12 protein-coding genes and 1 tRNA gene are annotated in these 12,446 nt (G+C 71.5%); 9 read left to right on the forward strand and 4 right to left on the reverse strand.

Annotation, left to right across the window (positions count from 1 at the left end; all coding sequences use genetic code 11):
• Window positions 1-98: 98 nt before the first annotated feature.
• Window positions 99-752, reverse strand: coding sequence for a phosphate signaling complex protein PhoU (gene phoU, locus MTP13_RS10045; RefSeq protein WP_243567589.1), 654 nt, complete (start codon window positions 750-752; stop codon window positions 99-101).
• Window positions 753-939: 187 nt separating this feature from the next.
• On the opposite strand from phoU, the gene MTP13_RS10050 reads away from it, so the two are divergent.
• Both MTP13_RS10050 and MTP13_RS10055 read left to right on the forward strand, forming a co-directional pair.
• Window positions 940-2,139 carry a sensor histidine kinase gene (locus MTP13_RS10050; RefSeq protein ID WP_243567591.1) on the forward strand — a complete coding sequence of 400 codons (1,200 nt, stop codon included), beginning with the start codon at window positions 940-942 and terminating at the stop codon, window positions 2,137-2,139.
• The gene (locus MTP13_RS10055) at window positions 2,136-2,816 is read left to right on the forward strand and encodes a response regulator transcription factor (protein ID WP_189083842.1); all 681 of its coding nucleotides are present in this window, start codon (window positions 2,136-2,138) and stop codon (window positions 2,814-2,816) included. The genes MTP13_RS10050 and MTP13_RS10055 overlap by 4 nt, the downstream gene beginning before the upstream one ends.
• 88 nt (window positions 2,817-2,904) lie before the next feature.
• Here the strand turns inward: MTP13_RS10055 and MTP13_RS10060 are convergent, their stop codons facing one another.
• Window positions 2,905-3,387 carry a hypothetical protein gene (locus MTP13_RS10060; protein ID WP_243567593.1) on the reverse strand — a complete coding sequence of 161 codons (483 nt, stop codon included), beginning with the start codon at window positions 3,385-3,387 and terminating at the stop codon, window positions 2,905-2,907.
• 160 nt (window positions 3,388-3,547) lie between these two features.
• On the opposite strand from MTP13_RS10060, the gene MTP13_RS10065 reads away from it, so the two are divergent.
• From MTP13_RS10065 to MTP13_RS10085, 5 genes are all read left to right on the forward strand, one after another.
• Complete coding sequence (locus MTP13_RS10065; RefSeq protein ID WP_189083844.1) at window positions 3,548-4,030, forward strand: CarD family transcriptional regulator; 483 nt, start codon at window positions 3,548-3,550, stop codon at window positions 4,028-4,030.
• Window positions 4,031-4,097: 67 nt separating this feature from the next.
• The gene (ispD, locus tag MTP13_RS10070) at window positions 4,098-5,363 is read left to right on the forward strand and encodes a 2-C-methyl-D-erythritol 4-phosphate cytidylyltransferase (protein WP_243567595.1); all 1,266 of its coding nucleotides are present in this window, start codon (window positions 4,098-4,100) and stop codon (window positions 5,361-5,363) included.
• A 54-nt stretch (window positions 5,364-5,417) separates the two neighbouring features.
• Window positions 5,418-6,848, forward strand: a complete 1,431-nt coding sequence (cysS, locus tag MTP13_RS10075; RefSeq protein ID WP_243567596.1) for a cysteine--tRNA ligase — start codon at window positions 5,418-5,420, stop codon at window positions 6,846-6,848.
• Complete coding sequence (gene rlmB, locus MTP13_RS10080; RefSeq protein WP_243567598.1) at window positions 6,845-7,879, forward strand: 23S rRNA (guanosine(2251)-2'-O)-methyltransferase RlmB; 1,035 nt, start codon at window positions 6,845-6,847, stop codon at window positions 7,877-7,879. Before cysS ends, rlmB begins: the two co-directional genes overlap by 4 nt.
• A 68-nt stretch (window positions 7,880-7,947) precedes the next feature.
• The gene (locus tag MTP13_RS10085) at window positions 7,948-8,430 is read left to right on the forward strand and encodes a pyridoxamine 5'-phosphate oxidase family protein (RefSeq protein WP_243567600.1); all 483 of its coding nucleotides are present in this window, start codon (window positions 7,948-7,950) and stop codon (window positions 8,428-8,430) included.
• A 24-nt stretch (window positions 8,431-8,454) separates the two neighbouring features.
• Here MTP13_RS10085 and MTP13_RS10090 read toward each other — a convergent pair whose 3' ends face one another.
• Window positions 8,455-9,771 carry a DUF4032 domain-containing protein gene (locus MTP13_RS10090; protein ID WP_243567602.1) on the reverse strand — a complete coding sequence of 439 codons (1,317 nt, stop codon included), beginning with the start codon at window positions 9,769-9,771 and terminating at the stop codon, window positions 8,455-8,457.
• A gap of 106 nt (window positions 9,772-9,877) precedes the next feature.
• On the reverse strand, window positions 9,878-10,978 hold the full coding sequence (locus MTP13_RS10095; RefSeq protein WP_243567604.1) for an ABC transporter ATP-binding protein: 1,101 nt from the start codon (window positions 10,976-10,978) through the stop codon (window positions 9,878-9,880).
• 247 nt (window positions 10,979-11,225) lie between these two features.
• Here MTP13_RS10095 and MTP13_RS10100 point away from each other — a divergent pair, with 247 nt between their 5' ends.
• Both MTP13_RS10100 and MTP13_RS10105 read left to right on the forward strand, forming a co-directional pair.
• Window positions 11,226-12,161: a DsbA family protein gene (locus MTP13_RS10100; RefSeq protein ID WP_243567606.1), complete on the forward strand. Its 936-nt coding sequence runs from the start codon at window positions 11,226-11,228 to the stop codon at window positions 12,159-12,161.
• 126 nt (window positions 12,162-12,287) lie between these two features.
• Window positions 12,288-12,360: transfer RNA gene (locus tag MTP13_RS10105), tRNA-Thr, on the forward strand.
• Window positions 12,361-12,446 lie beyond the last annotated feature (86 nt).

A 12,446-nucleotide genomic window follows, 5' to 3' on the forward strand; every position in this document is an offset into this window, starting at 1 on the left:
GCGAGAAGGAGCCCGGCGCTCGACGAAACCGAGCGCACGATGCGGCGAGGGCCGGTGGATCATCCGATCCACCGGCCCTCCTCGTCTCCGGCCTCGCGTCAGGGCGCCTCGGGTGCCCAGTCGCCGGTCGCGAGGTACTGCACCTTCTTCGCGATCGACACCGCGTGGTCCGCGAAGCGCTCGTGGTAGCGGCTGGCGAGCGTCGCGTCGACGGTGTCGACGGCCTCGCCCTTCCACGTCTCGCCCAGCACCTTGTCGAACACCTGCAGGTGCAGGGCGTCGATCTCGTCGTCCTCGTTGCGGATCTGCTCGGCGAGCTCGACGTCCTCGCTCGTCAGCAGCTCGGTGAGCTTCTTCGCGATCTCGACGTCGAGCCGGCCCATCTCGGCGAAGGTCGGTCGGAGCGTCTTCGGCACGACCTTGTCGGGGAAGCGGTAGCGCGCGAGCTGCGCGATGTGGGTCGACATGTCGCCCATCCGCTCGAGCGACGCGCTGATGCGCAGCGCGCTGACGACGATGCGCAGGTCGCGGGCGACCGGCTGCTGCCGGGCGAGGATCGTGATGGCGAGCTCGTCGAGGGCGAGCGCCGCCTGGTCGATGCCGTGATCGTCGGCGATGACCTCCTCCGCGAGCGCCACATCGGACTCGTTGAACGCACGGGTGGCCTTGTCGATCGACTCCGCGACGAGACCGGCGATCTCGACGAGCCGGTCCTGGACCTCGCGCAGCTCCTGCTGGAACACCTCACGCATGACTGTGAATCCTCACACCTCTCTTGCATCGGCGCGGACGCGCTGATGCACCGGTTCCGACCGGCGCGGCAATCCTCCCGATCGAAGGTGAACAGCAGGTGCCGTTCTCCTGAACACTGACCAACGTACCGTCGTATTCGGCCCGATCGGCGACGGGCACCCTTCACGCATCGTTAGTGTGGGATCCATGGACTCCACCTGGGTGGTGGTCGCAGCGCTCGCCCTCGGCCTCTTCCTCGGCGCCGCCTTCATGGTCGTGCTGCACATGGCCGAACGACGCGGGCAGAGCGCGGCGAACGTCGCGACCCCGAGCGTGCCCGAGGGCGTCGACCAGGTGCTCGAGGTGCTCGACTCCGCGGGCGTCGTCGTCGACCCGTCGAACAACGTGCTGCGGGCGTCGCCCGGCGCGCTGGCCATGGGGCTCGTGCGCGGGCAGACGCTCGCCCACCAGGAACTGCTCGACTTCGCCGGGCGGGTGCGCCGCACGGGCGAGCCGATCGCCGAGGAGCTCGAGCTCGCCCGCGGCCCGTTCGGCGAGCAGACCATGCTCGTGAGCGTCAGGGTCGCCCGGCTCGGAGCCCGCTTCGTGCTCATCGTCGTCGAGGACCGCACCGAGGCGCATCGCCTCGACGAGGTGCGCCGCGACTTCATCGCGAACATCAGCCACGAGCTGAAGACGCCGATCGCCTCGGTGGGCCTCCTCGCCGAGGCGCTCGGCGAGGCCGCCGACGAGCCCGCGCAGGTGCAGCGCTTCGCCGGCCGGCTCGAGGTCGAGGCGCAGCGCCTCGCGCGCATCACCGGCGAGATCATCGAGCTCTCGAAGCTCCAGGCGAAGGACGCCCTCCGGCCGGATGAGATCGTGCGGATCGACGAGGTCGTGGCCGCCGCCGTCGACCAGAACCGGGTGGTCGCGCAGGCGAAGGACATCGACGTCGCGGTGCGCGGCGCGAAGCGGGCGGAGGTCTACGGCGACCGGGCGCTGCTCGCGGTGGCCGTGCACAACCTCATCGCCAACGCGATCGCCTACTCCAACGAGGGCGGGCGGGTCGGCGTCGGCGTCTCGACGAAGAAGGGCGCCGTCGAGATCTCCGTGACGGACCAGGGCGTCGGCATGGCCGCCGACGAGCTCGACCGCGTCTTCGAGCGGTTCTACCGCGTCGACCAGGCCCGCAGCCGCAATACCGGCGGCACCGGCCTCGGCCTCAGCATCGTGAAGCACACCGTGCAGAACCACGGCGGCGACGTCCGCGTCTGGTCGCAGCCCGGCCGCGGCTCGACCTTCACGATCCGGCTGCCGCTCGCCGCGGCCGTCGAGCCCCAGGACGAGGCGGGCCGGTCGCCCGCCTCGATCGATCCCGCCCCCGCATCCCGAGGAGCCGTCACGTGACTCGAATCCTGCTCGTCGAAGACGAGATCGCCCTGTCCGACCCGCTCAGCTTCCTGCTCGAGCGCGAGGGCTACGAGGTGGAGGTCGCCGCCGACGGCCGCGACGCCCTCGAGGCCTTCGACCGCGACGGCGCCGACCTCGTGCTGCTCGACCTCATGCTGCCCGGCCTGCCGGGCACCGAGGTCTGCCGGGAGCTGCGCAACCGCTCGAGCGTGCCGATCATCATGCTCACGGCGAAGGATTCGGAGATCGACATCGTCGTGGGGCTCGAGCTCGGCGCCGACGACTACGTCACGAAGCCGTACTCGACGAGGGAGCTGCTCGCCCGCGTGCGCGCCGTGCTCCGCCGCCGGGTGGACGCGGCGGACTTCGACGACGCCGTGCTCGAGGCGGGCCGGGTCCGGATGGACGTCGACCGGCACACCGTCGAGGTCGACGGCGCCGCGGTGCCGATGCCGCTGAAGGAGTTCGAACTGCTCGAGCTGCTGATGCGCAACGCCGGTCGCGTGCTCACCCGCGGCCAGCTCATCGACCGGGTGTGGGGTTCGGACTACTTCGGCGACACGAAGACGCTCGACGTGCACATCAAGCGCATCCGTTCGAAGATCGAGGTCTCCCCGTCCGAGCCGGTGCAGCTCGTCACGGTGCGCGGCCTCGGCTACCGCTTCGAGGCCTGAGCGGCCCGGAAGGGCGCGCCGCCGCGCGAAAGACCCCGGCTCACCGCGTCATGCGAAGCGGCGAGCCGGGGTCTCGTTCGCGGGCGCCTTACGGCACGAGCGAGGCGTACTCCTTGAGCGCGCCGTCGAGGACGGGGACGTTGATCTCCTGGCCCTCCGCACCGGTGTACTGGAAGAAGATCGGCATGAGCGAGCCGGGGATCGAGTCGATGCCGTCGAGCAGCACGGGCTCCTGCACCTCGATGCCCTCGACGTCGTCGACGCCGAACGCGACGGTGCTGCCGGCGGTGATCGTGATCGGCTCGGTGACGGTGCTGCCGTCGCCGAACTCGACGTTCAGCTCGGCGTCGGCGTCGCCGCGGTTCACGACCGTCATCACGAGGTTGCCCTGCTCGCCGTCGTCGCTCACGACGAGGACGTTGCGGAGGTCGAGGTCGCCGACGTTGACGGAGACGCCGTCGCTCGCGTCGTAGTGCTCGGTGGTCGCCTGGTAGGTGATCATCGAGCAGCCGCTGGCGCCGATGACGATACCGAGAGCGAGAGCGGCGGATGCCGCGAGACGCGCCTTCACAGAACCTCCAAGTCCGAAGCCGTGCGCGCGGATCGGCCGTCGCGCACGCGTGGGAATCGTGTCGAGCATAGCCTACGGAAGTGCATGCCCGTGGAGGGCCGCATACCTTAGCACGATCCACGATGTGATATCCTGAAAGTTGCCGAAAGGACTATCATTCATGCTTTTTGAGGTTGGCGAGACCGTCGTTTACCCGCACCACGGCGCTGCAACGATCACCGAGGTGAAGAAACGGATCATCAAGGGCGAAGAGAAGCTCTACCTCAAGCTGAACGTCACGCAGGGCGACCTCGTCATCGAGGTCCCCGCTGAGAACGTCGATCTGGTCGGCGTCCGCGACGTCATCGGCAAGGAGGGCCTCGACCGCGTGTTCGAGGTGCTGCGCGCGCCGTTCACCGAGGAGCCGACCAACTGGTCGCGCCGCTACAAGGCGAACCTCGAGAAGCTCGCCTCGGGCGATGTGATCAAGGTCTCCGAGGTCGTGCGCGACCTGTGGCGGCGCGATCAGGACCGCGGCCTCTCGGCCGGCGAGAAGCGCATGCTCGCGAAGGCCCGGCAGATCCTCATCTCGGAGCTCGCGCTCGCCGAGAAGACCGACGAGGAGCAGGCCTCGGTCGTGCTCGACGAGGTCCTCGCCTCCTGAGTCACGGCCGCGCTCGGCGCCGGACGCCCGCCGTCCGGCCGCCGTGCGCTGGCGGTACGCTCGAAGGGTGAGCACACCCTCCGTCGCCGTCATCGTCGTCGCCGCGGGCAGCGGCACCCGGCTCGGCCGCCCGGAACCGAAGGCCTTCGTGCCGCTCGGCGACGGCACGCTGCTCTCGCACGCCGTCCGCGGCGTGCTCGGCATGCGCGAGCCCGTGCAACTCGTCGTCGTGGTCCCGGCGGAGCGCGTCGACCAGACGCGCGCCCAGCTGCTGGCGGGCGCGGATGCCTCGGCCGAGCTCGCCGTCGTCGCCGGCGGCGAACTCCGGCAGGACTCCGTCGCCGCCGGACTCGCCCAGCTCGCCCCCGAGGTCGGCATCGTGCTGGTGCACGACGCGGCGCGGGCGCTCACCCCCTCCCTGCTCTTCGACGAGGTCGCCGCGGCGGTCCGCACCCGCGGCCACGGCATCGTGCCGGGGCTTCCCGTCGTCGACACGGTCAAGCGGGTCGCCGACGGCCGCGTCGTCGAAACCGTCGACCGCGCCGAGCTCGCCGCGGTGCAGACGCCGCAGGGCTTCCCGCGCGGTGCGCTCGAGCGGGCCTACCGCCTCGCGGGCGGCGAGTTCACCGACGACGCCGCGCTCGCCGCGGCGGCCGGCATGCAGGTCGACGTCGTACCCGGCGATGTGCGGGCGTTCAAGATCACGGTGCCCGCCGACCTGCGCCGGGCCGAGCAGCTCGTCGCCGAGACGGCCGGCGACGCGGCGTCGGCGGGTGAGGCGTCCGCCGGCCTCGGGTCGGACGCCGCCGAGCCCGAGCCGTCCATCCTCCCGCCCGAGCCCGTCGTGGAGCCGCGCGTCCTCGTGCCCCGCGTCGGCACCGGCGTCGACGTGCACGCCTTCGCCGACGACGACACGCCGCTCTGGCTCGCCGGACTCGAGTGGCCGGGGGAGCGCGGCCTCGCAGGGCACAGCGACGGCGACGCCGCGAGCCACGCGATCTGCGACGCCCTGCTCGCCGCGGCGGGGCTCGGCGACGTCGGCCGCATCTTCGGCACCGCCGACCCCGAGCTCGGCGGTGCGCACGGCGAGGTGTTCCTCCGCGAGACCGTGCGGCGGGTCCGCGAGGCGGGCTTCGTCGTCGGCAACGTCAGCGTGCAGCTCGTCGGCAACCGGCCGAAGCTCGCGCCGCGCCGCGAGGAGGCCGAGGCGCTCCTGAGCCGCTTCGTGGGAGCGCCGGTCAGCGTCTCGGCGACCACGAGCGACGGGCTCGGCTTCACGGGCCGCGGCGAGGGCATCGCGGCGATCGCGACCGCGCTGCTCATGCCCGCCTGACCTTCCGGCCAGCCCGCCCAGGTTCACGCGCCCGCCCGCCGGTAGGCTGGAGCGGTGACGCTCAGACTCTACGACACGAAGGCCCAGGCGCTGCGCGACTTCGTCCCCCTCCACGAGGGACGCGTCGGCATGTACGTGTGCGGCCCCACCGTGCAGTCGAGCCCGCACATCGGCCACCTGCGCAGCGCGCTCGTCTACGACCAGCTGCGCCGCTGGTTCGCGTACCGCGGCTTCGACGTGACCTTCGTGCGCAACGTCACCGACATCGACGACAAGATCCTCGACGCCGCCCACCGCGAGGGCCAGGGCGGGGCGGGCGAGCAGTGGTGGGCGCTCGCCTACCGCATCGAGCTCGAGTTCACCGCGGGCTACGCCGCGCTCGGCATCCTGCCGCCGAGCTACGAGCCGCGCGCCACCGCGAGCGTGCAGCAGATGCAGCAGCTCATCGCCCGCCTGATCGAGCGCGGCCACGCCTACCCGGCCGCCGACGGCTCGGGCGACGTCTACTTCGACACCGCGAGCTGGGCGGACTACGGCTCGCTCACCCGGCAGTCGCGCGAGCACATGGAGGCCGCGGCCGACGCCGACCCCCGGGGCAAGCGCGACCCGCGCGACTTCGCCCTCTGGAAGGGGCGCAAGGCCGACGAGCCCGACTCGGCGGCCTGGGCCTCGCCGTGGGGGGAGGGGCGCCCCGGCTGGCACATCGAGTGCTCGGCGATGGCGGCGCGCTACCTGGGCCCCGAGTTCGACGTCCACGGGGGCGGGCTCGACCTGCGCTTCCCGCACCACGAGAACGAGCTCGCGCAGTCGACCGCGGCGGGCCAGGGCTTCGCCCGCTACTGGGTGCACAACGGCCTCGTGAACATCGGCGGCCAGAAGATGTCGAAGTCGCTCGGCAACTCGGTCTACGCCGCCGAGCTGCTCGCGCTCGCCTCCCCGCTCGCCATCCGGTACCTGCTCGGCCAGGCGCACTACCGCTCGACGCTCGACTACAGCCCGGAGTCGCTCACGGTCGCCGAAGCGGCGGTCGATCGCATCCGCACGTTCCTCGCCCGGGTGGAGCGCCGGCTCGCCGGCACCCGCTTCGCCGGGGTCGGCGCGCCCGTCGTGCCGGAGGCCTTCGCCGAGGCGATGGACGACGACCTCGGTGTGCCTCAGGCGCTCGCCGTGCTGCACGACACCGTCCGGGCGGGCAACAACGCGCTCGACGCAGAAGAGCTGCACGAGGCAGCCGTCGCGCACGGGCAGGTCGTCGCCATGGTGCAGGTGCTCGGCATCGACCCGCGCGACCCGCACTGGGCGAGCGACGACGCGGGCCCTGCGGCCACCGCGCTCGGCGTGCTCGTCGAGCGCCTGCTCGACGACCGGCGCGCCGCCCGCGACGCGAAGGACTGGGCGGCGGCCGATCGCATCCGCACCGAGCTCGCCGAGGCGGGCATCACCATCGAAGACAGTCAGACCTCGACCCATTGGAGCCTCTCATGAAGGGCAGCAGCGGAAAGCCGCGCGCCGGAGCCGTCCGCAAGGCCGCGCACTCGAAGCAGGTCGGCACCGGCGGACACGGGCGCAAGGCGCTCGAGGGCAAGGGCCCCACGCCGAAGGCCGAAGACCGGAGCTGGCACGTCGCCGGCAAGCGCAAGGCCGCCCAGGAGCGGTACGAAGCCGCCGGCGGCAAGGGCCGCGCCGGCCAGAAGGGCCGCTCGCAGCGGCCGGGCGCCCCGCGCGGCGCCTCGGGCGCCTCGCAGCGCTCCCGCTCGGGCGACGAGTCCGAGATCGTGACGGGCCGCAACGCGGTCGTCGAGGCGCTCCGCACCAAGGTGCCCGCCACGACCCTCTATCTCGCGCAGCGCGTCGAGATGGACGACCGGGTGCGCGAGTCGCTCAAGATGGCGACGAACCGCGGCATCCCCGTGCTCGAGGTCACCCGGCCCGAGCTCGACCGTCTCGCCGGCGACGGCGGCGTGCACCAGGGCCTCGCGCTGAAGGTGCCGGCCTACGAGTACGCCCACCCGATCGAGCTGCTCGACGAGGTGCTCGCCGGCGATGAGACGCCGCTCTTCGTCGCGCTCGACGGCATCACCGACCCGCGCAACCTGGGGGCGATCATCCGCTCGACCGCCGCGTTCGGCGGCCAGGGCGTCATCGTGCCGCAGCGCCGCTCGGTCGGCGTGACCGCGGCCGCCTGGAAGACCTCGGCGGGCGCCGCGGCGCGCATCCCCGTCGCGATGGCGCCGAACCTCACCCAGACGCTGAAGGCCCTGAAGGAGCGCGGCGTGTTCGTGCTGGGGCTCGACGGCGACGGCGACGTGTCGCTGCCCGGGCTCGAGTTCGCCGACCGCCCGGTCGTGATCGTCGTCGGCTCCGAGGGCAAGGGGCTCTCGCGGCTCGTCACCGAGACCTGCGACGCGATCGTCTCGATCCCGATCAGCGCGGCCACGGAGTCGCTCAACGCGGGCATCGCGGTCTCGGTGGCGCTCTACGAGGTCTCCCGGCTCCGCGCCGCCGAGTCGGCGTAGGGTCGCGCGCCGCCGGGCGGCTGTCAAGGGGGCGGCGCCGCGGCGCCGCGCTCCGTAGCGTCGAGGGCATGGAACAGGACGCATACGACCGCATCTCCGAGCTCGTGTACGCCGCCGACGTGGCGATGCTCACCACCGTGGGCGAGGGCGGGGCGTTGCACGCGCGGCCGCTCGCGGCGCTGCAGGAGCGCTTCGACGGCACGCTCCGCTTCCTCGTCGAGGACCCGAGTCCGAAGCTCGAGGAGCTCCGCGAGCACCCCCGGGTGAACGTCGCGTACTCGTCGAAGCGCGGCTACCTCTCCGTCGCCGGCGTCGCACGGGTGGTCGAGGGCGAGGAGGGCGCCGTCGACGAGCTCTGGGGACCGGCGGCCGAGGCGTGGTTCCCGGGCGGCCGGGAGGATCCGGAGCTCGTCGTGCTCGAGGTGCTGCCGGAGAGCGCGGAGTACTGGGCGCTGACGGAGCCGGGCGTCGTCGCGGCGGCGAAGGCCGTCAAGGCCTTCTTCACCAAGGAGCAGCCCGACATCGGCGAGAACCGCGTCGTCGAGCTCTGAGGCACGGCGGACGGAGGGTCCGGCTCAGACGTTGAGGCGCCAGTCGCGCTCGTCGTCGGGGTCGATGGCGGCGATGGAGGCCGTGTCCGGCACGACCTCGATCGCGGCCGTGAAGGCGTCGGTGGGCGGCCCGATCACGGTCGCCTCGTCGCGGCGGTGGCGCAGCACGGTGTTGATGTAGCTCGTCACGGCTTCGGCGAGCGGGATGTCGTGGCCGGCCCGCTGCGCCATGAACCAGCGGTGCTCGAGCAACTGGTGGAAGACCTCCGCCGGTTCGAGCTTGCCGCGCAGCTCGCTCGGGATCGCCCGTACCACCGGCTCGAACACCCGCATCAGCCACTCGTGCGCGACCATCTCCTCGTCGAGCTCCGTCTTGCCGTAGCTCGCACGGTAGGAGTCGAGGTCGTTCAGGAGTCGGCGCGCCTGGTTCTCGCCCGTGTCGAGGCCGGTGAGGCGCAGCAGCCGGCGCTGGTGATGGCCCGCGTCGACGACCTTCGGCTGGATCCGCACGGTCGTGCCGGACTCGTCGGTCTTGATCGCGAGCTCCTCGATGTCGAAGCCCAGCGCGTTCAGCCGCTGTACGCGCTCGTTGATGCGCCAGCGCTCGGCCGCTTCGAAGGACTCGGAGCCCGTGAGCTCGGTCCAGAGGGCGCGGTACGCGTCGACGATGCCGTTGGAGATGCGCACCGGGTCGAGCTCGTCGGCGACCCGGCCCCCGGCCTCGAGGTCGAGCAGCTCGCCGGCGATATTGACCCGGGCGATCTCGAGGTCGTTCTCGCGCTGCCCGTTCGACAGCCCGCCCTCGTAGAGCTTGCCCGTCTCGGCGTCGACGAGGTACGCGGCGAACGCCCCCGCGTCACGCCGGAAGAGGGTGTTGGAGAGCGAGACGTCGCCCCAGAAGAATCCGACAATGTGCAGGCGCACGAGCAGCACCGCGAGGGCGTCGACGAGCCGTGTCGCGGTGTCCGGACGGAGCGTCTGCGAGAACAGCGCCCGGTAGGGGAGCGAGAAGCGCAGGTGCCGGGTGACGAGCACCGGCTTCAGCTCCTCGCCCTCGGCGTCCGTGCGGTTCGTGATGACCGCGACCGGTTCGACGCAGGGGATCTCGAGCCGCTGCAGGGTGCGCAGCATCTCGTATTCGCCCTTCGCCATCTCGGCGGTGGTCTCCTTGATCGCGACGATGTGCTCGCCGAGGTGCGCGAAGCGCACGAGGTGGCGCGAGATGCCCTTCGGGAGCGCGGCGATGGTGTCGCTCGGCCAGGACTCGAGCGGGAGCTCCCACGGCAGGTCGAGCAGGGCCGGGTCGGCCATCGCCGAGGTGATCGAGAGGGAGCCGCTCATGAGCCCATCCTTCCAGGTGCGTGCCGGGGCGGCCCGAACGGAGCCGGAAACGGCGGATGCCGGTCGGGATCGCTCCCGACCGGCATCCGGTGTTCGTGGGTCGGGCTCAGCCGGCCACGACGCGCGAGCCGAGGCGCTCGCCCGACTCGGCGTCGAAGACGTGCACGTGGTGCGGGGTCGGCGTGAGGTACACGGTGTCGCCGGCGAAGGGGTGCGCGCGACCGTCGACACGGGCGACGATGTCGGTGCGCTTGCCCTCGATCTCCGAGTGGCCGTACAGGTAGCCGTCGGCGCCGAGCTCCTCGACGAGGTCGACCTTCACCTCGAGGCCCTCGCCGGCGGTCGTCGAGACCTGGATGTCCTCGGGGCGGACGCCGATGGTGACCTGGGCGCCGCTCGCGTGGGTGAGGACGTCGCGCTCGACCGGCACGACCGCCGAGCCGAAGCGGATGCCGCCGTCGGCGATGTCGGCCTGGAACAGGTTCATCGCGGGCGAGCCGATGAAGCCGGCGACGAAGACGTTCGACGGCTTCTCGTAGAGGTCGCGCGGGGTGCCGACCTGCTGGAGCAGGCCGTCCTTCAGCACGGCGATGCGGTCGCCCATGGTGAGCGCCTCGGTCTGGTCGTGGGTGACGTAGACCGTGGTGACGCCGAGACGGCGCTGCAGCGAGGCGATCTGGGTGCGGGTCTGCACGCGGAGCTTGGCGTCGAGGTTCGACAGCGGCTCGTCCATGAGGAAGACCTGCGGCTGGCGCACGATCGCGCGGCCCATGGCGACGCGCTGGCGCTGGCCGCCCGAGAGCGCCTTCGGCTTGCGGCTGAGGTAGGGCTCGAGGTCGAGGAGCTTGGCGGCCTCGAGGACGCGCGCGGCGCGCTCCTCCTTACCGACGCCCGCGATCTTGAGCGCGAAGCCCATGTTCTCGGCGACGGTCATGTGCGGGTAGAGCGCGTAGTTCTGGAAGACCATGGCGATGTCGCGGTCCTTCGGCGGCACGTCGGTGACGTTGCGGTCGCCGATGAAGATGTTGCCGTCGTTGACCTCTTCGAGGCCGGCGAGCATGCGCAGCGAGGTGGACTTTCCGCAGCCGGACGGGCCGACGAGGACGAGGAACTCGCCGTCGGCGATCTCGAGGTCGAGCTTGTCGACGGCCGGGCGGGTGCCGCCGGGGTACAGGCGGGTGGCCTGGTCGAACGTGACAGATGCCATGATGATGCTCCTTCACCGGCAGGTACGTGCCGGACGATCCGTAGTGATGGAAACGCGTCGACGATGACGCCCGCTCAGTATCGCACACGGCGGAGGGGGTGCCGGCCCGTCCCCCGAGCGGGGGCGTCTGGAAGGACACCGCGCGCGTCCAGCCGCCGTTTGGGTGATTCCCAGGCACCGTTCCTACTATCGTGGGTGCGTTCGCATGCAGACGTGCGCCCCCCACAGCGACCCGGAGTGACCATCGATGAGCAACGGCGGATCGAATCAGCCTCGCCCCAGCAAGAACGACCGTCGAGAGGCGGCGCGTGAGAAGGCCCGGGCCCTCCGCGAGGAGCAGAAGAAGCGGGAACGCCGCAACAAGGTCCTGCTCCAGGGCGGCATCATCGTGGCCGTCGTCGCCATCGCGGCGCTCATCGGCGGGCTGATCTTCAGCAGCATGAAGCCGGCGGGTCCCGGTCCGCGCAACATGGCGAGCGACGGCATCGTCTTCACGGGCACCGACGGCACGCTGACCCCGAGCGAGACGCCCGCGACCCCGGCCGGCGGCAAGCCGACGCCGACGAAGCAGGACGACTCGGGCGAGGTCGCGAACATCGTGACCTACATCGACTACCTGTGCCCCTACTGCGGTCAGTTCGAGCAGACGAACCGCGAGGCCATCGCGACGATGGTCGAGCAGGGCGCCGCGACGCTCGAGGTGCACCCCATCGCGATCCTCACGAACCGTTCGGCGGGCACCCAGTACTCGCTCCGCGCCGCCAATGCGGCCGCGTGCGTCGCCGACCTGTCGCCCGAGAACTTCCTCGACTTCAACGACGCGCTCTTCGACAACCAGCCCGCCGAGGGCTCGACCGGCCTCAGCAACGACGACATCAAGAAGCTGGCGAAGCAGGCCGGCGTCGGATCCCTGTCGAAGGTCGAGAAGTGCATCGACGACGTGCAGTTCAAGAGCTGGGTCCAGGACGCGACGAACCGAGCCCTGAGCGGCCCGCTGCCGAACACGACCGAGGTCGAGTCCGTGAAGGGCACCCCGACGGTGCTCGTGAACGGCAAGCAGTACACCGGCTCGCTCTCGGAGCCGACCGAGTTCCAGGCCTTCGTCACCCAGGCGGCGAGCCAGAGCTTCACGAACTCGACGCCGAGCCCGAGCGAGACGCCCACCCCGACGCCCGCCCAGTAGCGCTCGCGTCGAGGCATCCGCCTTCGAACGGCCCGTCCCGCACCGAGCGGGGCGGGCCGTTCGGCGTTGGCGGCCCGGTGCAGTGCCGCCGACCCCCGCCGCTAGGATGGGCGTGGCCACTCGCCCGCCGGCTTGGCGCAATTGGTAGCGCACCGTACTTGTAATACGGGGGTTGCAGGTTCAAGTCCTGTAGCCGGCACTGAAAGGCCCGGATTCCCTCGGAGCGGGAGGGCGGGCTCTCTGCACGACGCGGCCGGCATCGCCGGAGCGTCCTGTCCGCAGCGC

The sequence above is a fragment of the Agromyces soli genome (genome assembly GCF_022811605.1).
Lineage (GTDB): Bacteria > Actinomycetota > Actinomycetes > Actinomycetales > Microbacteriaceae > Agromyces > Agromyces soli.